Source organism: Glaciecola sp. KUL10, assembly GCF_003203515.1.
GTDB lineage: Bacteria > Pseudomonadota > Gammaproteobacteria > Enterobacterales > Alteromonadaceae > Glaciecola.
On the sequence record NZ_BGNG01000001.1, the window covers coordinates 177,990 to 199,794 of the forward strand.

The window sequence follows — 21,805 nt, forward strand, 5'->3', positions numbered from 1 at the left end:
CCATGTGTAGACTTTACACTGTGTCTAAATAATAGCGCTGGGGGCAATATGAGTGGATGTGGATGCGAAGTCACGATTGATGATAAATCACAAAAACGTGTACTTTATTGGCTATTAGCTATCAATGCTGCCATGTTCATCATTGAGCTAGCCGTAGGGCTGTTGGCTGATTCCACGGCATTAATCGCTGACTCAATGGATATGCTTGCAGATGCCGTTATATATGCCATTGGGATTTATGCCGTGGGTAAATCCATTATTCACAAAGCCAACGCAGCCAAAGTCAGTGGGTATTTTCAATTAATGCTTGGCATGATTATTCTCATCGACATTATTCGTCGCTCGATTATGGGAAGCGAGCCTGTGTCCAATCTTATGATGTGGATGGGAGCAGTAGCCTTGGTGGCAAACGTGATTTGTTTATTGATTATTCGTAAGCACAAAGACGGTGATGTAAACATGCGCGCCAGTTGGATATTTTCTGCCAATGACGTGATTGCCAATATGGGCGTGATTGCAGCAGGTGTATTAGTGCTATGGCTTGATAGTCGTTTGCCAGATTTAATCATTGGTATGATTGTTTCTATCGTTGTAGTGCGCGGTGCTTGGATGATACTCAAAGACGCCACAAAAGAATTAAATGAAAATCAAAATGCGAAAATACTATCAGGAGGCCAGTCGTGACTTTTTATCAAGCAGCTAAACCATTTGTACAAAAAAAGCTTAACGCATATTCGAACGCACTTTCCGAAGGTAGAGCTAAGGACGCATTTCGACATTTAGAAGATGCACATGTGATTGGACAACATTCGACAAAGCTTCATTGCGTGGCGCATTTTTACATGCTCAAACACGGACTCAAACATGGCGACGTAAAAGAATCCTTAGGTCAAATCTTAAGGCTTATCGGCGCATTTACAAAAACTGCCGTAGGTTTTATTCCAAATGGCAATACAGGCGGTGCCAACATTAGCCCATTTAAACCGCTACCTATCAGCCAAAGTAACCAAATAATATTAGATAAGATCAAGCATGCACAGTCACAATCATAGTCATCACCACAATCACTCACGCGGGGGTGAAGCATCCAAACGCATCGGTTGGGCGTTTTTTCTTAATGTGGTGTTTACCATTATCGAGTTTATTGGTGGTTGGCTCACCAATAGCACGGCCATTATGGCCGATGCGGTGCATGACTTAGGCGATAGCTTGTCAATCGGCACGGCATGGGGCTTAAACAAACTGAGTGATAAAGAGGCTAACAAGACTTTTTCATATGGCTATAAGCGCTTTTCATTACTAGGTGCATTAATCAATGGACTGGTTTTGATTACAGGCTCGGTATGGATTTTATTTGAAGCCATTCCGCGTTTATCTAACCCTGAAATGCCACAAGCTGAAGGTATGTTGCTGCTCTCTATTTTTGGTATTGCCGTCAACGGTTTCGCGGCGTACAAACTGAGTGGTGGCAGTACGCTTAACGAAAAAGTGCTTAACTGGCATTTGTTAGAAGATGTATTGGGTTGGGTAGCCGTGCTCATCGTCTCTATTGTGTTGATGTTTAAGCCGTGGGCGATACTCGATCCGATATTATCGATTGGTTTTACACTCTTTATCTTATTTAATGTAGGCCGTAATCTAAAAGAGACCGTACTATTGTTTTTGCAAGCCACACCCGATAAAAAGCAATTGGAAGAGGTGCGCAATATTTTATTAGAAAGTGATAACGTGGACAGTGTGCATCATTTCCACATTTGGTCACTCGACGGTGAGCACAATGTGATGACTGCACATATACAGTTAACGCAGAATATTTCATTGCAAACCATGAGCGAGTTAAAAGAGGCGCTTAGGGCGTCTCTTGCTAACTATGATTTTGTGCATACGACCATCGAATTTGAATTTGCTGATGAGGCGTGCAGAGATGAGGCAGATGCGCTTTAGCGATTTTCGTGAACAGATAAATCCTGTGCATTATGCTATGCTTCACACGCCAAACTATGGAAGAACAGTAATAGATGTTTAAAACAAAAGCGACGAGTTATTTAGTGATCATGCTGATTTTATGTCAGTCGTTCACGGCTGTCGCCAGTCTATTGGACTTTCATACGCTTGATGTTACGCATTTGTCTGAAGTGCACAATCATGATGAGCACGATGGGCACAACGCAAAATCACTTCTTGAAGCTGTTATCAACTCGCCGTCACAAGATTCATCTTCATCAGTAGATAATATCCACAATCCAGCAGATTGCCATCACTGCGGTCATTGCCATGGCTCTCATACCCAATGGGTGGGGGATTCATCAGGTCTCAAACCATTTTTAGTCAACGAAGGTCACGCCTTTTTCTACCTGTCAAAAGTCATTGACGCCCCAATCTCGCGCTTACTTAGGCCGCCCAAATACACCTCCTAGTTATATCAAATCTTGGTTCGCTATCTCGGTAGCGGGAAATATTTTTTGAAATAGTAGGATGTAAACAATGACATTTTTATCATTGAAACGCACGGTGCGCACCTGCACCTTGAGCGTGTATAGCATAGCTGTTTTTGCCTATTTGCCTGCCCATGCGCAGCTACAAAGCAGCAACGAAACAAAGTCGATAAGCTTAGAAAGTGCCATCAAGCGCACCTTGGCAAATGCACCTTATTTGCATGAATTTGCCTTTAAGCAGCAAGCGCTCAAAGGCGAGTTAAAAACAGCGGCACTCAAACCTGAATTAAACGCCAGTATTGAGCTTGAAAACTTTTTGGGTACTGGTGAGGTCTCTGGCATAAAAGATACCGAGCTTACCTTAAGCTTATCATCAGTGATTGAGTTTGGAGACAAACTGCAAGCGCGAAGTAACTTTACTAGCGCCAAATCACAAGTGATTGAAGCACAAAAGCAAATCCGCACCTTGGATATCCTCGCTGAGGTCACCCGCCGCTATGTGGATGTATTGGCGCAGCAAGCCTTAATTGAAGCGTATGAAGAAGCACAAGCATTAGCGATATACACTTATCAATCGGTTGCAAAACGCGTTGAAGCAGGCGCATCCCCCGCGTTTGAACAACAACGCGCCGATGCGGCACTGGCGCGTGCAAGACTAGATGTACTCACGGTCAAACAAACCCATGTGGCGATGATAAAAAGTCTCGCCATTATGTGGGGCGAGCAAGCACCGCGCTTTACTAAAGTGGAAGGCAATTTGTTTGCATTGTCACCATCGCCCTCTCTTTCGGTTTTATTTGAGCAAGTCGCCAAAAGCCCAAACATTGATGTGTTTGTACAGGAATATCGACTGCAAGAGGCGCAAGTCAGGCTAGCGCAATCGGCCAATCAAGCTGATTTGAGTTGGACAGCGGGCATTCGGCGTATGAACGGTATTGATGAAACCGCCTTTGTGGCAGGGGTCAGCATGCCCTTGTTCGCTAGCGAGCGAAACTTGGGTGAGTACGAGCAACAAAAAGCTGTGCTTGGTCAATTAGAGCAACAAAGAGAAGGCGCAGTATTAGCGCTCTATCATCAACTCAATACCGCGCTAATGGCACGAAATAATGCACTGCTTAATGTGCAAACCTTACAAGGTGAAATTATTCCTCCACTTGAGCAAGCCTTGACATTGGTGGAGCAGGCTTACCTTGATGGTCGCTTTAGCTACCTTGAGTGGGTGAGTACACGTCAAGAACTGCTTGATGCAAAACAAGCCCTTATTCACTCAGCAAGACAAGCCCATCAGCGAGCCGCTGATATTGAATCGTTAACGGCAACGCCGTTATCTAGCACTTCGGCAACATCGGCGCAGTCTGCTTTACCCACATCATCAGTCCCTAATTTTCAGCGAGTGTCAAAATGAAACGTTCAACACTAACCATCACTATTTTATCCTCATGCAGAGTTGCCTTATTGGCAAGCGCATTACTCATTTCTTTTGCTGCTATCAGTGGCGAGGGCGACCATGACGATGAGAAAAAAGATGAGCATCGCAATGAGTTTGTAACCATGACCCAAGAAATGGCAGCACAAGTGGGTGTAACGACGCAAGCGGTAAGTGCAGGCACCCTTAACATTACCAAGACAGTGTATGGTAATGTTGTGACCGATCCTGCCTCGCTCAGTCATATTCGCGCCAGATTTGATGGCGTGGTCACACGCGTTAATGCCAATTTAGGCGACAAAGTCAAAAAAGGCGCTGCACTGGCAGTCGTTGAATCCAATGAAAGCCTGAAAAGCTACTCGCTTACCGCCCCCTTTGCTGGCACTGTCATTGCCAGACATGCAAACGAAGGTGAATTGTCTAATGGACAAGTGCTCTTCTCATTAGCGAATTACGACAGCGTGTGGGCGCAGCTTAAAGTGTTTCCTAATCAACTCCGTTCAGTCGCAGAGCAACAGGCTGTGCAACTCACACTGGCCGATTCAACATTTGACACCGTTATCAGTCATATTTTGCCCTCACCTGATGAGCAACCTTATGTGCTTGCTTACGCCAACATTGACAATACCTCCGGACATTGGCCGGTTGGTGCTGCTGTGTTAGGTAATATCACGATTGATACGCTTGATGTTTCTATGCTTGTGCCTAAAACAGCGATACAAGAATACGAGGGTAACAATGTGGTCTTTGTTAAAAAGGGGGATGAATACCACCCTGAGCCTGTCAGTCTAGGGAAACAAGACGCTGATAACATTGAAGTGCTAAGCGGTATTGCAGTATCGGATGTAGTGGTTGTGAACAACAGTTTTCTGTTTAAAGCCGACTTGGAAAAATCGGAGGCCGGACATGATCATTAATCATCTGAACTTTCTGATCCAACGCATAAGCGCTTACCTTGTTTATAGTGTTGGCAATTGCGATAGAGGAGTACTTGTATGATTGAATCCATATTAAGGACCTCCATAGAGCGCAAAGGCTTGGTGCTGATGCTGACCTTTTTGGTGATGGGGTTGGGCTTTTTCAGTTATAACAAACTGCCCATTGACGCAGTACCTGATATCACCAATGTGCAAGTGCAAATCAATACCCAAGCAACAGGTTATTCACCGCTTGAGACTGAGCAGCGCATTACCTTTGTGGTGGAAACTGCGCTAGCAGGCTTACCTAATCTATCTTACACCCGCTCGTTATCACGCTATGGTTTATCGCAAGTCACGGTGGTGTTTGATGAAGGCACCGACCTGTACTTTGCGCGCAACCTTATCAATACCAAATTAGGTGCGATAAAAAGCCAACTGCCGCAAGGTTTAGAGCCAGAAATGGGACCGATTGCCACTGGCCTTGGCGAGATATTCATGTATACCCTTCGCGCCGAACAAAACGCTCGGCAAGAAAATGGCGAAGCTTATGATGCCATGGCTCTGCGAGAAATCCATGACTGGATTGTAAAACCGCAGCTCTCATTAGTAAAAGGCGTTACTGAGGTCAATGCTATCGGGGGATATGTGAAGCAATATCACGTCAACCCTGAGCCACTCAAAATGCTCAACTTTGGGGTAAGTCTTGCTGATGTTCATGAAGCCTTAGCGCGCAATAATGCCAATCAAGGGGCAGGCTTTATTGAGCGTAATGGGCAGCAAATACTCGTTCGTTCGCAAGGGCAGTTACAAACCATTAGCGATATTGAAAATGTGGTGGTCAAACGCGTTAATTCGATTCCTGTCACGGTGAAAGACATTGGCAACGTGGCAATTGGCAAAGAGCTTAGAACCGGCGCAGCAACGCAAGAAGGGGTAGAGACCGTGCTGGGCACCGCGATGATGATTGTGGGCGGTAATTCCCGCGCTGTCGCACAAGCAGTCGCTGACAAGGTAGGTGACATACAAGCAAGTTTGCCCAGTGGGATCGTGATTGACCCAGTCTATGACCGAACAAAACTTGTTGATAAAGCGATTGATACAGTGCATAAAAACCTCGTAGAAGGTGCATTACTGGTCATTGTGGTGCTCTTTGTATTGCTGGGTAATATTCGTGCGGCGCTAATTACCGCTGCCGTAATTCCACTTGCGATGCTTGCGACCATCACGGGTATGGTCAATTATGGTGTATCGGCTAACTTAATGAGCCTAGGCGCACTGGATTTTGGCCTGATTGTCGATGGCGCTGTGATTATTGTGGAAAACTGTATCAGGCGATTGTCAGAAGCCCAAAAACGCACAGGTGGCGTGTTGCCATTAAAAGAGCGCCTAGAGTTGGTCTTTCAAGCCACGAATGAGGTGATACGGCCTAGTTTGTTTGGTGTGCTCATCATCACGGTCGTGTACATTCCGCTGTTTTCATTAACAGGCGTAGAAGGCAAGATGTTCCATCCCATGGCCGCGACCGTCATTATGGCGCTGCTAGCAGCGATGGTGTTCTCAATCACCATTGTGCCTGCGGCGGTTGCCATGTTTATGACAGGTAAAGTCAGCGAAAAAGAAAGCCCCATCATAGTAGCGGGCAAGTCGGTGTATCGACCTATCTTGCGCGGCGCACTTAAATTCAGATGGTTTGTCTTGGCGGGCGCGGCAGCACTTGTGGTGGTCAGCATTTTTATGGCCACGCGACTGGGTACAGAGTTTATCCCGCAACTTGATGAAGGTGATATTGCCCTTCATGCCATGCGCATCCCCGGCACCGGGATTGAACAAGCCGTGTCGATGCAAAAAACACTTGAAGATAAAATCATGAGCTATCCGCAAGTGAAAACCGTGTTTGCCAAAACCGGCACAGCCGAGGTAGCGACCGATGCTATGCCGCCTAATGTGACCGACACCTTTGTGATGTTACATCCACGTGATGAATGGCCTAACCCCAATCTCTCGAAAGCCGAATTTGTCGAAATGTTAGAGCAAGACTTACAAGGAGTGGCAGGTAATAACTATGAGTTCACTCAACCTATTCAGATGCGTTTTAACGAATTGATAAGCGGTGTTCGCTCAGATTTAGGTATTAAAGTATTTGGTGACGATTTAGATACTTTGGTCGCCTCGGCTAACGACATTCTCAGCGTATTACAATCCATAGATGGCGTAGCAGATGCACGGCTTGAACAAGTCGACGACATTCCATTATTTACCATTAACCCTAAATCCATTGCTCTAGGGCGATATGGATTGGATGTCACTGACTTGCAAGCGTGGTTAGCATCAGCAGTGGGAGGCAATAGTGCAGGGCTGATATTTGAGGGTGACCGTCGTTTTGAATTACTGGTGCGCTTTGATGAACAAACGCGAAGTAATTTAGAGGCAATTGGGAATATTCCTATCGCGATACCCGATGGCGGTTTTGTGCCTTTGTCGGAGGTAGCTGAATTAGGCTATTCAAGCGTCCCAAATCAAATTAGCCGAGAAAATGGTAAGCGACGAGTGGTCGTCACCGCCAATGTGAGAAACCGCGATTTGGGCAGCTTTGTTGATGAAGCTAAAACCCAAATAGCTGAACAAGTGGATTTGCCAGCAGGCTACTGGCTCGACTATGGTGGCACCTTTGAACAGTTAGAAAGCGCGAGTCAGCGTTTATCTCTGGTGGTACCTGCTACCTTGTTCGTCATCTTGGTGCTCTTAGTGGTGGTGTTTGGCTCGCTGCGAGATGCATTTATTATATTCACCGGTGTTCCGCTTGCATTGACGGGCGGCGTGTTCTCACTGTGGCTGAGGGACATGCCATTGTCGATATCCGCAGGCGTGGGGTTTATTGCGCTCTCTGGTATTGCGGTACTAAATGGTCTTGTGATGTTGTCGTTTATAAAGCAACAGTTCAAAGAAACAGGGGAGCTCATCACATCTATTGTTGAAGGGGCCATTACGAGATTGCGTCCTGTTTTAATGACCGCATTGGTAGCAAGCCTTGGGTTCGTGCCCATGGCGCTCAACGTGGGTACTGGCGCCGAGGTACAACGGCCTTTGGCAACAGTGGTAATCGGAGGGATAATATCGTCAACCTTGCTTACACTGGTAGTGCTGCCCGTACTCTATCGACTTGTGCATAGTAAAGGGAAACAGTAGTGTTCTTGGGCATTTATTCATAAATGCCCAATTTTTACCAGAACGATTTTTAGGTACCTATTGACTCTATATTAAGTATAGACTTTACAATCATATTCTTAACGACATATACGATAAGGATTGATATGGTTTCGCTTATTTTAATCAGTAGTTTTTTACTGCTAGCCGTCCTCGGTAGGAGCTTTGTACAATACAAGAGAAATGGTGATTTTGGTATCAGAGCAGCATCTAGAAACGCCCCGTTAGTAGAAATTTTGCCGGGGACGATATTCGTGATTACATTTTGCCTAGGATTTGGTCTGATTCTTTTTGGTTACTTAGGACGCGTTCCCCCCATATTTGTTCCTTCAACTCCATTTCAACTTCTCGGCTCCTTGATTGGCGCTTGCGGAATTGCTGTAACCTTGTTGTCTCAAATTCAAATGGGAGATTCATGGCGTATTGGGGTTGACCCGAAAGAAAGGACTTCACTGATTACTCATGGGATTTACGCAAAGTCTCGCAACCCTATTTACTTCGGTATTTTCCTACTTTGGATTGGAGTATGTATAACGTTCCCTCATATACTGCTTTGGGCATGTGCTTTTGTATGTTGGATTTGCATTGAAGTGATTGTTCGAAAAATTGAAGAGCCTTATTTAAAGAACGTGCACGGCGATGATTTTCTAAAATATCTGTCCAATACCAACCGATATATACCAAAGCATTTGAGATCTAAGCGGTGACGCTTAAATAATTGAGTAAGCTAGGGGAGGGTAATGCACTATCAAGAATAAAGCCTTTCAACGAGAACCAACCTTTGTGATGGCGATTACTACCTCCATCGTTTTTTTGTTTCAATGTCCAATACTGTTTTGTATTAGACATTGAGTAGATAGCTAATTACAGGACAGGTGCAAAAATTATTTTCTTCAACTCACAATAAACCTTTGTTCTTTTGATTATTGGAGCCAAATTTTCAATTGCAAATGCTTCAGGATTGTTTCCTGCTTGAGTAAGTTTCAATCCAGCTTTGACTTCATTGTATAATTGGCCGGAAATTGCCTTAACATCATCAACTGGTTTTCCTCTAGTAGATAACGATGCTAAAAAAGTTTTTTTATTCGAAATTATTTGCTCTGCAACTTCAGGATTACCATGATCAGCACATAATTGCTCTATGACTTGATCGTCCCATAAGTAGCTTTCGATGTCTCTTCTCGGGAGCACAACACCACCTGATGATCGTATTTCTTCTATCTCAGTCTCATTTCTATCGTCTCTATCAAAAATTTTCCATGCTTTGACGCCAGGTGCGATTCGAGCTAAGAGTAACTTAAAGGTGTCACCATCTATATCAACCTGGTTAGCACCTCCTAAGGGAACAAATTCAGTATTTGGGAACTCAACGCCAAATATTTTCGTATATATTTCGGAATCAAAACTTGGCTTTTTACCCGAATCACCTATTCTTCTTCCTTCACAAAATACAATATTTTCAGGGACGATTAATTGAGCTAGGTCGTCTAATGCGGTATCAAAAATCTTCTTCCAATAATCTCTGTCAGGTAAGCTAGGAGCAAGCGTTTTTGAATCATCAAAGTCAATCCCGTGAAAATCAATAAATTGAACTTCGTTGTCATTTTTAGCCTTTAGTTCTGCAGCTTTTCTAGCCATTCCAATCGAGTGAGTTGTTAACCAAAGTTGGCAATTATCGGGGATTAGTTCGAATATTACTTCGAGCAATCTCGCCTGCAGACGAGTATGCATGTGCAATTCAGGTTCATCAATACAAAATATAGTGTCATTAAAGGCCTCTCGCTTGACCACGAAATCCAACAAGAGATCGAACGCAGCTTTTTCCCCACCTGAAAGGTTTTTATAATGAAAACCGTCACTACTCCCTTTTGAAAACCTGAAAGTGCCGTTTTCAGTGGGGTTGCCAGGACCATTAAGCGTTAAGTTATCAAAGACTTTTAGAACAGCTTCTCTAACTTTACCAATTAACTCATCCGAAATGTCTTCTCCTGATTTCTTTTTTGCCTCTTTACTATTGAAAAGCACATCAACAGCTTTTCCAATAATCCTTTGATAATTATCTGAAACACGGTGTTCTGATTGAAGTAAGTTTAAAGGCCTTCTAGAATCAATGAGAATAGAGTCAGTATTTTGGATCCCATTACTTGTAAAGTCAGCCTCATGCCTATAAGCAGAGCGAATGTAAAACTCTTTTCTGTCATTACTTTGAGGAATATTGTTGCCTTCGTGATCGTGAAATTCCAACTTAATTTTCTGAAAAGCTTCATTCCAATTTTTATCTATTGTTTCAGAACCTTTTGAATGGTATTCAGGGTCAAAATTAATTCTAGATTTAGCCCAGTTCATCCAAAAATTGAAAGCTTCAAAAAGTGATGATTTCCCGCTGCCGTTAGGCCCTGTCAAGACAACTAATTTTGTAGATTTAGGAATGTCTTCAATCTTAAGGTTTGTAAACCGCTTAAAATTAGTTAAATGTACTGTTTTTAATTTCATTTTTGTCCTTATGAATACAAAGCTCAAATAAAGGGCTCAAAGCTTCCGTTTTGAGCCTTTTCTAATTCTATCTCTATGAGCCGGAGCCACATAAACCTCGACAGTGGTCTTAACACTTGCGTGGCCAAGTTCTTCTGCAAGCATAGTCTCATTTAATTCATCTAATGCCTGAGTTGCTCCTGTATGCCGCAACCAATGTGAAGACGCGCCGGCAATGTCCAATGCTTGCTGCTTTTTACCTACTTTCACAAGCTCTTTTATAACTAAATCAAATGCTTCTTCTACAATATTATTCAAGCTGTCTTGATGCAGAGGAGCACCCGTTTTCTGAGATGAGAGCATTGGTGTATCTTCGTCTATTCGGGGGAGGGGAGTTAACCCTAAATACTCCCTATAGCGAGATAATACACTATCAATGTATGAGTCAGGTACCGTAACCAGTCGCTCCTTTTTACCTTTACCAATGACGTTTAAAACCCAACCTTCACCACTTGGGTCAGGTCTGAAATGATTGAACAAGGGTGTATAATAATCACGATGTGATAACTCAGAAATACGTAAAAAAAGAACTTTGAGTGTTAATACCACGAAACGATGTATTTCAAACTTCGGGTTTTCATTAGCAGCTTTGGTTAAACAATCAATGAATAGACCCCATGTATCATCATCAAGTGTGTGTGGTGGTTGGTATATCTTACCTTTAACCAAGTACTTACAGTTTTTCTTTGCATCAGACACGTAATTACGCCGAACCAACTCAGCGTCAAATAAGAACTTAAAGAAAACGTTTAACGCTGCGTAAGAGTTCTGCAATGATGTTTGTGTTAATCGATAGGCTTGTTTTGATTTCGGTTTAGTCGTAATAGGCTCGATTAGCATTTCGATTTTACGATTAGCTTTCGGCTTACGTAGTACAAACGGTCGCCATTCAGGGTTGGCTAAGCGAACTTCAGATTTCGGTTTGCTTTTAAATCTACTAGCTATAGTGGTGTCAGAGACAAGCCCTTTGGGTGGCTTCCAGATCCAATCAATATACAGTTTGATATCTTCTAAAGTAGTTTTTAACACTGACTTGCCACGCTCATTCCAACAAAAAAGTATAAATCGCTCAGCTTCATTGCGAAAGCGAGTTTGTGTGCCTTTGGCGTTACTTAGGTTAGTGACTAAAAAATCCAACAAATGACTCACATCAGCTCGCGCTCGAATACCTTCAGCTTCTTTGAATTCAAGAAATTCTTTTAATGTAGGGTAGACCGATGAAAACTCAGAAGTCGATAGCAGTCTGCGTTGAACGGCTTGAAGTTTAGTAGCATCGGTAAGTGGATGATATTGCATTTGCATAGAATAGAGGGACATTAACTTCTAGTCAAATCGTAATAATGTTTATTATTACGAATTAATCAAACATTGATTTTAAGGAACATACTATTCAAACTAATTAAGTTAAATTGAACTAAATTGCCTTACAAAGTACCACTACTATGAAATTAGACTATGAAAACATTTTTGATGTTACATCAACGTCATCAAAACAAGCTGCCGTCGATAAAGAGCTTTCAGATGCAATGATTGAGATACATGCTCTATTAGATTTTAACAAGCCTATAAAGAATACAGTAAATGTATTAGGCGTTACACCGTCTCAAGCTCGGAACCTAACCAAAGGAGATATAGGTAGTTTTAGTATCTTTGAGCTAAAAACATTCATCGAACGTTTAACCAAAAACAATTAAACATTGGAAGAAATATTATTACTGTCCTTTTTGCACATTTGCCATTCATTGATAGAGGTTTAATAAACCTGTTGTGCGACCAATATGTTCATTACGACACTTTTACTGATATAGAAGTATTTTTACTGTTTTAGAAGACATATTTTTACCACTTTAGAAGGTTGTCCGCGTTAGTGATGGAATTTAAGTAATTGATAAGTATATTATTTTATAGCGTTATGTGTTTTTATATTGCGCATAATGTATATTATGTTAAATAAATAATATATGTAAAGAGCGATTGAATAATTATTAATGAAATAAAGGAAATTCAATCCCCTACTTTTGTTACTCAAATTGGGCTATAAAAGAATAAGTTAAAGGATGGTCTCATTTTCATTGAATCGTTCTTTTCAATATTTCTATGTGCAAATGAAATACATAGTAAAGTTTTCAATAATATTTTTTCATCACTGCAACTTTTAAAAGTTAAAGGCGTAATTTGTTTTAGTTGTATGATATTTGTTTATGGACAGTCAAAATATGAATGAAAAAGATGTTCGATATCTTGAAACGTTACTTGCGAGGTGCTCTTTAAATGATCAGCAGGCATTCGCAGAGCTTTATCAGTGTGTATCCAAAAAGCTCAACGGAATAGCTTATCGAATCATAAACAATATAGAAAGTGCCAATGAAGTTCTTCAGGAAGCTTTTGTGCAAATCTGGAATAACGCTGGCGAGTTTCGGCCTGAACAAGCTGAACCTATGACTTGGATGGCGTCTATTGTGCGTTATCGTGCCTACGATCGTTTGAGACTTGAAAAAAGAAGAATAGAAGGCGCTCAATTTCAAACAATTTTGGACAGTCTTGACGAAATTGAAACTCGTGCAAGTGACGGACTAAAAAACGCAGAATTAGACCAACAATTATCATTGTGTTTGTCTAGCTTAGAGGTCAAACAACGAAAATCAGTATTATTAGCCTATTACTATGGTTTTAGCCGTGAAGAAATTGCAGATAAGTTTGAAACGCCAATAAACACTGTAAAGTCTTGGTTGAGACGCGGAATTGAGAGGTTGCAATTATGTCTAGCGAATTAGAGCAGAATATAATTAAACGCTATCAAAACGATAAGGTAATTGAGCACTTAGCCTCAAATTATGTGCTAGGTGTATTGAGTCCATCTGTTAAATCTAGAATCGATCGACTTAGACTTTCGTTGGACTATCAAATGTTAGATAAACGGATAATTTATTGGGAAAGTAAACTGTCACCTTTGGACACTTTAACACCTGAGTTAGATCCACATTTAAACACGTGGACCAATATACAAGCACAATTAAATATTGGAGACCAAAGTAAACTTGAAAGACCAAATAGCTTTAGTATTTTTCATATTTTAAATGGGTTTGGTTTTTGGAAGATATCAAGTGTATTCTCTTTAATGTTGTGTGCCCTACTCGGCTTTCACTTGTTGAACCAAGAAGCGCTTGGTCCTCTAAGCTACGTCGCCGTGCTTGAGGATGAAACTGAGAGGCCGCAAATAGTAGCTTCTACATATGGTGAATCTAAGCAGTTAGTTTTGGATATCATAGACCTTCCTGCATTAGAAGAAGACCAAACCTTTGAGTTATGGGTAGTCTCTAAAACAGACCAGCAAGTTAGAAGCCTTGGAGAAGTGCCTAGAAATGAGAAATCTTTTAAACGCATGCTCAGTGAAGCAGAGTGGAGACTGATTAAAGATTCGCTTTCTTTGAAATTGTCGGTCGAAGATGAAGGTGGTTCAGCAATAGGCGAGCCTAGCGAGTTAATTGTTTCTCGAGGGCTTTGTATAAGATTAGAGTCAAATGATAAAACGTCTTAGTTTGAACCAATCAAACATGGATAGGTATGCAAGTAACTAATTTAAAATTAAAATTATATGGTGCCATTACATTTATTGTTTTGGTACTTAACAATACTGTTCACGCGATGGAAGTAGACTTTGATACTGCTGGACGTGTTCGTTATCAAACGATAAACGACGATGTACGTGGCGATGCTACTGCAAAAACACTTAAATTTAGACTTAATTCTGCAATAGATTTTTCTGACAAAATCAGGTTTTTTTCAGAGTATGATTTTGTGCATGGGTTCAATGATGAAAGCTATAACTCCGTCACTATTACGAGGAATACAAGCCCGATACCTGATGTCGAAGGAAGTGAATTGAATCAATTTTGGCTTAGATATGAATTCGATAATGGCCTTAATATAAAACTGGGACGTCAACTTTTAAATTTTGACGCGCAACGACATGTCAGTGCCCTTGAATTTTGGCAAAATGACCAGAGTATGGACGCTCTTACATTTTTGTACGATAACAATTCTTATCTTAAGTTTAGCTACTCTTATGTCGACAAAGTCCATCGGATTTTTGGTGATTCTGCAACTAGGCAGCTGAGTTCAAAAGATATTCGTTTTACTTCTTTAGATACTAGGCCAGTATTTGAACTTGGAAATCACACTCATAATAGTCACCTTATAAATGTACGCTATCAGTATAATAATTACCTTAGCTTTTCAACTTACGCATTATTATTAGAGAATGAAACTGCGCCACAGTTTTCAAGTGACACGTTTGGGGTAAAGTTTGCGGGAGACTATAAGCCAAATACCATTCGATATTTATACGAAGGTGAAGTTGCTCATCAAAAAACATCTAGTGATAGTCCTTGGCAATTTTCAGGTTTCTACTATCGTTATGAAATAGGTGCTCAATACAAAAGTCATCGTATTAGCCTTGGTTCAGAAATATTAAGCGAAGATAACGGCTTCGCTTTTGCTACTTCATTAGGGGATAACCACCGCTATTTAGGCTGGGCAGATGTTTTTAATAGCTATGTTAATGCTGACGGCATTGTTCACCACTTGATTACTTACCGAGGAAGAAGCGGAAAGCTAAGGTGGAGAACAGTATTTAACCAATTTTCATCATACAGCACGGGTAATACAGCAGGTTATGAGCTTGATTTTGAACTAGCATATAGGTTCAGCCGAAAACTTGAGGGAAATATAGTCGCTGCACGATATATAACTAAAGGCGGTATAGAGGGAATTGAGCCATCTAAATCAGACTTATCTACGCTTACGTTTTCATTAAAATATAATCTCTAGTTTATTTCCAATCATCCGCATTTCCATCATGGCTAATAGTGATACCTACTTGCTCATCGTAAAAGTCATATAATTCATCTGGCATTGGGTTTTGTTTTACATCTAAAAATTTCAGATTTGCTAGGCCGCTAATATCCAAATCTTTTAGTTGGTTATTCCACAAATATGCAGCCTCAAGCGAGACTAACGGTGCAATATCTAGCGATTGAAGTTGGTTATCCATCATTCTTAACTTGACTAACGAACCTAGGCCCTTCAGGTCAACCGTTGAGAGCTTATTTTTAAATGCAAACAACTCCGTGAGATTGGATAGTCCAGCTATTTCAAGTGTTGAAAGGTTATTTTTTGCTACATTAAGGTGAGTAAGCAGATTTAACTTGGTTACGTCCAGACTTGTTAATTTGTTTCCAAAAACAGATAGATAACGTAAAGAGCTAAGTTGCTCTATACCTTGTAGTGTTTTAATGCCTTTATTATGGCATTTTAGCTTAGTAACCGAACTTAAAGATGACAAATTTAGCTTGGCCATAGTATCGTTTACACATGTTGAAAGTGCCTTATCTCTAAAGCTTGCATTTGCACATAGTGTAAATGTGATCAATAGCGTTAATGACATCATACGTATCACTTTGCTGCCGAGTGCCATAAAACTGATCCTTACTCATTAACCAATAACTATTTGAAACTATATCAAATTGTTTTAATGTGAACCTTAAGCATTAGAGTATAAATTGGCTGAGTATTTAAATGAACACTAAATAATAAGATAAAATGTATAAAGTATTTGATGTTGTTATTGTTGGAACAGGCTTCAGCGCCATAAGCGCCGCTATTAATCTAAAACAGTTAAAACTTGATGAATATGAACATCCCAATTTCATTATGCTTGAACGTCGTTCATTTCCAGGTGGAACGTGGCTGCAAAATCGCTATCCAGGGGCCGCTGTTGATGTTCAGTCTGTTCTTTATTCACTAGAGGATGAACCATACGCTTGGACTGAAATGTTTGCGAAGCAACCAGAGCTAGCTGCGTATACAAATGATTTGTTAAATAAACATAAGTTGCATAAACATATAAGGTTGCAACACAATCTAGAAAAAGCCGTCTGGCTTGAAGACGAAAATTATTGGTTGCTAGAAGTTACTCATAATGGAGAAAAATTAAGCTTTAGAAGCCGTATCGTGATTAACGCCACAGGTCCATTAAGTACCCCTTCGCTTCCATTTTTTGAAAACATGGAGGCTTATAAAGGAAAAGTTTTTCATTCAAATGATTGGCCTAAAGATCTTGAACTTGAGGGCAAAAAAATCGCAATAATAGGCAGTGGTGCCAGTGCTATTCAGATAATTCCTGCCATAATTGATAAAGTAAAGCGTATGGATGTGTTTCAGCGTACCCCACACTGGGTAATGCCTAGAAAAGACCGTGTTTTAAGTAGGATTCAGATAAACGCCTTTAAAAACAAATATATATATAAATCGATAAAATCGATTATATACGCCATTTTGGAGTTACGCGTAATCGGATTCAAGTATATTCCTAGCGTTTTAAAGCTTCTAGCCGAAATGCCCGCAAAGAAACACCTTAAGTCGCAAGTTTCTGATTTAGGCTTTCGTGAAAAACTAACGCCAAGTTACAAAATAGGTTGTAAACGAATCTTACTTTCCAATACCTACTACCCTGCTCTACAAAAAGTTAATTGTGTTTTGCATGACATAGAGGATTCGGTTGCTGCATTTTATGAAAATGGCATAGTGAGTAAAACAAAAAATAAGATAGAGGTAGATATTGTTGTATTAGCTACTGGGTATCGAGCTGCAGACAGCATGGTGTCAAGTGAAGTAATAGGTAGAAATAACATCGTATTGAATGAACAATGGAAAGAATACCCTAGGGCATATTTGGGCACTAGCATGCCAAACTTCCCAAATTACTTTGTAGTCACTGGTCCCAATACTGGGATTGGTCATACGTCGGCAATTTTTGTGATTGAATCGCAAATGAGATACATCAAGCAAGCATTAAATAAATTACTTAACGATAAGTGTAAGAGTATTGAGCCTACTGTAAAAGCAGAATCAAAATATTCAGAAATGATTCATTCCGAAATGGACAAAACTGTGTGGGCTCACGGAGGCTGCAAGAGCTGGTATCAGAATGAAAATGGAAAAGTCATCGCCATGTTCCCTGGTTTCAGTTTTACATATCGCCTAATGTGTAAAAAATGGAGAGACGATGATCATGTGTTTAAATACTAAGTGATTAAACGCTATGAATTTCAAAACAATAATAGGGGTATATAGCATTGACTAGTCTTGGTGAGGTTACACTTAATGTAGCCAATAAATTTGAATCTATGTTAGCTGGGCTCAAAAAAGGTAGATTGACAATAAACGGTATACCAACACATTTTCTGCAATCGAAAAAAGTACCAGAGGCCCCTACTCTTGTGTTGCTTCACGGTTTTAGCGCTGATAAATACATTTGGAATCGTTTTGCGAAACATGTGTCGGGAGAGTTTAATCTGTTAGTTCCGGATATGCTGGGTCACGGAAATAATAGCTATAATAGAAGTAGTAATTATTCAGTCCCTCAGCAAGTCCAACATTTAATAAGGCTGTTAAATGAACTAAACATTGAAACTTGTATCCCAATCGGTAACTCAATGGGCGGTATGATGGTAGCTCAGATGCTAAAAATTGCACCAGAGCGTGTATTAAAAGCCGTATTAATCGATCCTGCAGGCGCAAAAACCGAATTTGCGCAATATATGCACGAGTCTAAACACAATCCATTTATTCACAGTGACCTTAATCAATTTTGGGCTTTCTATAAAAGCTCAATGCATAGGCCGCCTTACATTCCTAAATATGTTATTAATCACGTTGGTCAAAAATATATAAACAATAAAGATCAGTATGCCCACATGTTTGCCGATTTTTTTAATATTGATGATTTCTTTACCGATAAGAGTTTTGAAAACCAAAAGCCGTGTTTACTCATTTGGGGAGCAAAAGATGAATTGTTACCCTTAGACGATCACAAACTATGGGAAAAAATATTAGATTCGTCAGCATTGATATATGAAAATATTGGGCATATGCCGATGGTTGAATGCCCCGAGGTTTGTGCAAATGATATCAAGTTATTTTTAAATACGATTTAAATCAAAGTACTATTTTTAACACGTGTTAATCTTAATACTTTTCATGCAGGAAATTAGCGACTAGGCGCCTATGGATTACATACTTTTATTATTTGCATTTATATTTGGTCTAGGCTTTAAGTTTTTAAACTTACCACCGTTGATAGGCTATCTGCTTGCTGGTTTTGTCTTAAATGCATGGGGGTTTGAAAATAACGATACGCTACAAGCATTTGCCGATACCGGCATTACTATTATGCTTTTTACTATCGGCCTTAAATTGAACGTAAAGGATTTATTAAAACCCGAAATTTTAGTGACAAGCTTAAGTCATACCATAATTTGGGTTACCTCCATAAGCGCTATTCTGGTTATGCTTTCGGTATTCGGAATTCCCTATTTCATTCATTTGTCTTTAACTTCTAGTGCATTAATTGCATTTGCGTTTAGTTTTAGTTCTACCGTTTGCGTTGTAAAAATTCTTGAAGAAAGTGGTGAAATGAGAACTCGCCACGGGAAGATTGCGATTGGTATTTTAGTTGTTCAAGATATCTTAGCGGTTTTGTTTCTTGTTTTCGCGACGGGCAAGATCCCTTCAATTTATGCGTTAGGATTGTTTGCATTGATCCCACTAGCGCCTTTGCTAAAAAAATTGTTAAGTCAATCTGGACACGGAGAGTTGCTTCCCTTAACCGGCTTAATAATGGCCTTTGGCGGCTATCACCTATTTGAATTGGTCGGTGTCAAAGGCGATTTGGGCGCACTTATTTTTGGTGTACTGCTAGCGGGTCATGCTAAATCAAACGAATTAAGTAAATCATTATTAAGCTTTAAGGACCTATTTTTAATAGGGTTCTTTTTAACGATCGGGTTAACCGCACTTCCAAATTTGCAGATGACCCTCATTGCACTTGGGTTTACATTATTGTTGCCCATCAAATTCGGTTTGTTTTTCATTTTATTTACACAAGTTAGATTGCGAGCTCGAACCAGTTATCTTGCAAGCTTAATTATGAATAACTACAGTGAGTTTGGCCTAATTGTTGGTGCTGTTTCTGTGAGTATTGGTCTGCTTGCGGATACATGGCTAGTGATACTTGCGATGAGTACTTCATTTTCATTTGTTGTGACTAGCCTGTTGTATAAAAAGTCTCACGATCATTACAACAAACATAAAGAAATCATAAAGCGATATAGTAAAGACCAACCATTACCAGAAGACATTTATCCAACATTAACAAATGCGCAAGTACTCGTTGTTGGCATGGGACGAGTGGGTAAAGGTGCATTCACTTCGTTGTCAAGAGTTCTGGGAGAGCGAGTCTATGGGATGGATGCCGATGCTCAAAAGGTTCAAAAACTACAACGAAATGATTTTAATGCGATTGTTGGAGATGGTGAAAACATTGATTTATGGGAAAACCTTGATATCCAGCACGTTAAACTTGTGATGCTTGCCCTACCATCCATAGAAGATTCTTCAAATATTACTAATCAGCTCAGGGCTGCGGGTTATGAAGGAAAAATTGCAGCAATTGCGCGCTATGAAGATGAAGTTGAGCCATTGATGGAAAAAGGTGTCGATAGAGTTTTTAACTTCTTTACCGAAGCCGGACTTGGTTTTGCAGAAGAAAGCCTTGAGATGATTGATGCGATAAATACAGCAGAAACTTCGGCTAAGCTTAAAGCTTAAGCTTAGCCGCAATAGAAGCCTTAATGAAAATCATTATCCTTTGTATCTCATTGAATATTAACGGTTTTTATTGATTATTTTGTTTGTGGCGATATAATTCCCCCAATTAAACAAAAAAGGAAGTTGCCATGAAAGGTAATCCTGAAGTATTAAAATCGTTAAATGACGTATTAACCATTGAGTTGACGTCAATAAATCAATATTTTTTACACGCTCGCATGTTTAAAAATTGGGGTTTTGAAGCCTTAAATGAAGCTGAGTACAAAAAATCAATTAGAGACATGAAACAAGCCGACAAGCTTATCGAACGTATCTTGTTTCTCGAAGGGCTACCCAATTTGCAGATGCTTGGTAAACTTTACATTGGTGAAGAAAGCGAAGAAATGCTTGCCTGCGATATAAAATTTCAAAAAGAACAAATTCCAGCTTTAAAAGATGCCATCGTTTTATGTGAGGAGAAACGCGATTATGTAAGCCGTGACCTACTTACTTCAATCCTCGATGATGAAGAAGAATACTTCGATTGGCTTGAAACACAGCAGCATCAAATCGAAACGATGGGTATTCAAAATTATCTACAAGCTCAGATAGAGGAGGATTAATATGCAAGGTAACCAAAAAGTTATAGATGGCCTAAATACATTATTAGGCTATGAACTCGCCGCAATGGACCAGTATTTTGTGCACTCTCAAATGTACTTGGACTGGGGACTACATAAGTTATACGAACGAATTAATCACGAGTTCGATGACGAAAAAGGACATGCAACAAAACTAATCGAACGTATGTTGTTTTTGGGTGGAACACCCGACATGGTGACACGTGTTGGGTATCAGATGGGTAAAGACGTTCCCGAAATGCTTAAGAGCGATTTAAGAGTTGAATATGAAGTAGCAGATAAACTACGTGAAGTAATTTCTCTTGCAGAGACTGAAAAGGACTTTGTTACACGTGATATGCTTATGATTTTGCTTGATGACACTGAAATGGACCACGCTCATTGGCTTGAACAGCAGCTGGGGCTGATTGATCGTTTGGGGCTGCCTAACTATTTACAATCTCAAATATAAATTCATTACTTCATATCTCTAACTACTGGGTTGTGAAAAAGAAGGCGGAATACTTAAGTACTTCGCCTTCTTTGTTTTCTGCCTCGATATTTAAGCGCCACTTCATCTCTGATAAATGACAAGCTCCCAAAAATGTAATACCAATATTTGGATTATCTTCAAAAATAACCGGCGTTTTTCCCATATACATATTAATGCCTTCAACCCATACATTGATTATTTTTACATCACCAAAAACGGTAAATTTTAACCGTAGCTCTTCTTCGATAACTGGTGCTTGTAAAAATTTCACGTTAATAATGCCATTTTTACCTTTAAAAACACATGATTCTTCGGTGATTTCACATTCACTTGTTATATCAGAGGTGCCATTTACATTTACGTAATAAATGCCCACTAACACTATAAATATAAGGCTTACAAGCAAATTTACTTGCCGTGCTTTCGATCTATCCATTAACAATATTCACAATTATTTTACCGTAAACAATCCTTTATTGACCTCGATCAAATGCGATTGAAGTAATGTATCTTTTTGTATTTAAAAC

Annotated in this window: 22 protein-coding genes; 17 read left to right on the plus strand and 5 right to left on the minus strand. The window is 40.1% G+C overall.

What is annotated here, in order from left to right:
- The first annotated feature begins 48 nt into the window (after positions 1-48).
- The 8 genes from KUL10_RS00795 to KUL10_RS00830 all read left to right on the plus strand — a co-directional run bounded on the left by KUL10_RS00795 (position 49) and on the right by KUL10_RS00830 (position 8,692).
- Complete coding sequence (locus tag KUL10_RS00795) at positions 49-684, plus strand: cation transporter (RefSeq protein ID WP_110427010.1); 636 nt, start codon at positions 49-51, stop codon at positions 682-684.
- The gene (locus KUL10_RS00800) at positions 681-1,052 is read left to right on the plus strand and encodes a DUF3703 domain-containing protein (RefSeq protein WP_110427011.1); all 372 of its coding nucleotides are present in this window, start codon (positions 681-683) and stop codon (positions 1,050-1,052) included. Before KUL10_RS00795 ends, KUL10_RS00800 begins: the two co-directional genes overlap by 4 nt.
- Entirely contained in the window at positions 1,033-1,944 is a 912-nt protein-coding gene (locus KUL10_RS00805; RefSeq protein WP_110427012.1) for a cation diffusion facilitator family transporter, read from the plus strand. The genes KUL10_RS00800 and KUL10_RS00805 overlap by 20 nt, the downstream gene beginning before the upstream one ends.
- 74 nt (positions 1,945-2,018) lie before the next feature.
- Complete coding sequence (locus tag KUL10_RS00810; protein ID WP_110427013.1) at positions 2,019-2,417, plus strand: hypothetical protein; 399 nt, start codon at positions 2,019-2,021, stop codon at positions 2,415-2,417.
- A 67-nt stretch (positions 2,418-2,484) separates the two neighbouring features.
- A complete protein-coding gene (locus KUL10_RS00815; RefSeq protein ID WP_110427014.1) occupies positions 2,485-3,840 on the plus strand; it encodes a TolC family protein in 1,356 nt (451 codons plus the stop codon).
- Positions 3,837-4,778 carry an efflux RND transporter periplasmic adaptor subunit gene (locus KUL10_RS00820; RefSeq protein ID WP_110427015.1) on the plus strand — a complete coding sequence of 314 codons (942 nt, stop codon included), beginning with the start codon at positions 3,837-3,839 and terminating at the stop codon, positions 4,776-4,778. The genes KUL10_RS00815 and KUL10_RS00820 overlap by 4 nt, the downstream gene beginning before the upstream one ends.
- Before the next feature lie 78 nt (positions 4,779-4,856).
- A complete protein-coding gene (locus KUL10_RS00825; protein WP_110427016.1) occupies positions 4,857-7,967 on the plus strand; it encodes an efflux RND transporter permease subunit in 3,111 nt (1,036 codons plus the stop codon).
- 125 nt (positions 7,968-8,092) lie between these two features.
- Positions 8,093-8,692: an isoprenylcysteine carboxylmethyltransferase family protein gene (locus tag KUL10_RS00830; RefSeq protein WP_110427017.1), complete on the plus strand. Its 600-nt coding sequence runs from the start codon at positions 8,093-8,095 to the stop codon at positions 8,690-8,692.
- Here KUL10_RS00830 and KUL10_RS18575 read toward each other — a convergent pair.
- The 3 genes from KUL10_RS18575 to KUL10_RS00840 are packed head-to-tail and all read right to left on the minus strand — an operon-like array spanning position 8,682 to position 11,834.
- Entirely contained in the window at positions 8,682-8,834 is a 153-nt protein-coding gene (locus tag KUL10_RS18575) for a hypothetical protein (protein WP_158525288.1), read from the minus strand. The genes KUL10_RS00830 and KUL10_RS18575 overlap by 11 nt on opposite strands.
- 15 nt (positions 8,835-8,849) lie before the next feature.
- A complete protein-coding gene (locus KUL10_RS00835) occupies positions 8,850-10,478 on the minus strand; it encodes an AAA family ATPase (protein ID WP_110427018.1) in 1,629 nt (542 codons plus the stop codon).
- A gap of 36 nt (positions 10,479-10,514) precedes the next feature.
- Entirely contained in the window at positions 10,515-11,834 is a 1,320-nt protein-coding gene (locus KUL10_RS00840) for a site-specific integrase (RefSeq protein WP_110427019.1), read from the minus strand.
- Positions 11,835-11,959: 125 nt separating this feature from the next.
- Between KUL10_RS00840 and KUL10_RS00845 the strand changes: the two genes are divergently transcribed.
- The 4 genes from KUL10_RS00845 to KUL10_RS00860 all read left to right on the plus strand — a co-directional run bounded on the left by KUL10_RS00845 (position 11,960) and on the right by KUL10_RS00860 (position 15,347).
- Positions 11,960-12,211, plus strand: coding sequence for a hypothetical protein (locus KUL10_RS00845; protein WP_110427020.1), 252 nt, complete (start codon positions 11,960-11,962; stop codon positions 12,209-12,211).
- A gap of 522 nt (positions 12,212-12,733) precedes the next feature.
- Positions 12,734-13,291 (plus strand): RNA polymerase sigma factor, encoded by a 558-nt coding sequence (locus KUL10_RS00850; RefSeq protein WP_158525289.1) that lies wholly within the window; start codon positions 12,734-12,736, stop codon positions 13,289-13,291.
- Positions 13,276-14,055, plus strand: coding sequence for an anti-sigma factor domain-containing protein (locus tag KUL10_RS00855; protein WP_110427022.1), 780 nt, complete (start codon positions 13,276-13,278; stop codon positions 14,053-14,055). The genes KUL10_RS00850 and KUL10_RS00855 overlap by 16 nt, the downstream gene beginning before the upstream one ends.
- A 26-nt stretch (positions 14,056-14,081) precedes the next feature.
- Positions 14,082-15,347 (plus strand): alginate export family protein, encoded by a 1,266-nt coding sequence (locus KUL10_RS00860; RefSeq protein WP_110427023.1) that lies wholly within the window; start codon positions 14,082-14,084, stop codon positions 15,345-15,347.
- 1 nt (position 15,348) lies between these two features.
- Here the strand turns inward: KUL10_RS00860 and KUL10_RS00865 are convergent, their stop codons facing one another.
- Complete coding sequence (locus KUL10_RS00865) at positions 15,349-15,993, minus strand: leucine-rich repeat domain-containing protein (protein WP_110427024.1); 645 nt, start codon at positions 15,991-15,993, stop codon at positions 15,349-15,351.
- A gap of 125 nt (positions 15,994-16,118) precedes the next feature.
- Here KUL10_RS00865 and KUL10_RS00870 point away from each other — a divergent pair, with 125 nt between their 5' ends.
- The 5 genes from KUL10_RS00870 (at position 16,119) to bfr (KUL10_RS00890) (ending at position 21,257) form a co-directional block, all read left to right on the plus strand.
- Positions 16,119-17,606 carry an NAD(P)/FAD-dependent oxidoreductase gene (locus KUL10_RS00870; protein WP_110427025.1) on the plus strand — a complete coding sequence of 496 codons (1,488 nt, stop codon included), beginning with the start codon at positions 16,119-16,121 and terminating at the stop codon, positions 17,604-17,606.
- Positions 17,607-17,653: 47 nt separating this feature from the next.
- Positions 17,654-18,514 carry an alpha/beta fold hydrolase gene (locus tag KUL10_RS00875; RefSeq protein WP_110427026.1) on the plus strand — a complete coding sequence of 287 codons (861 nt, stop codon included), beginning with the start codon at positions 17,654-17,656 and terminating at the stop codon, positions 18,512-18,514.
- Positions 18,515-18,584: 70 nt separating this feature from the next.
- Complete coding sequence (locus tag KUL10_RS00880; protein ID WP_110427027.1) at positions 18,585-20,186, plus strand: cation:proton antiporter family protein; 1,602 nt, start codon at positions 18,585-18,587, stop codon at positions 20,184-20,186.
- Between the two features lie 128 nt (positions 20,187-20,314).
- The gene (gene bfr / locus KUL10_RS00885; protein ID WP_110427028.1) at positions 20,315-20,788 is read left to right on the plus strand and encodes a bacterioferritin; all 474 of its coding nucleotides are present in this window, start codon (positions 20,315-20,317) and stop codon (positions 20,786-20,788) included.
- A gap of 1 nt (position 20,789) precedes the next feature.
- Positions 20,790-21,257 (plus strand): bacterioferritin, encoded by a 468-nt coding sequence (gene bfr / locus KUL10_RS00890; RefSeq protein ID WP_110427029.1) that lies wholly within the window; start codon positions 20,790-20,792, stop codon positions 21,255-21,257.
- A gap of 22 nt (positions 21,258-21,279) precedes the next feature.
- On the opposite strand, the gene KUL10_RS00895 is transcribed toward bfr (KUL10_RS00890), so the two are convergent.
- Positions 21,280-21,714, minus strand: coding sequence for a hypothetical protein (locus tag KUL10_RS00895; RefSeq protein WP_110427030.1), 435 nt, complete (start codon positions 21,712-21,714; stop codon positions 21,280-21,282).
- Positions 21,715-21,805: the final 91 nt, after the last annotated feature.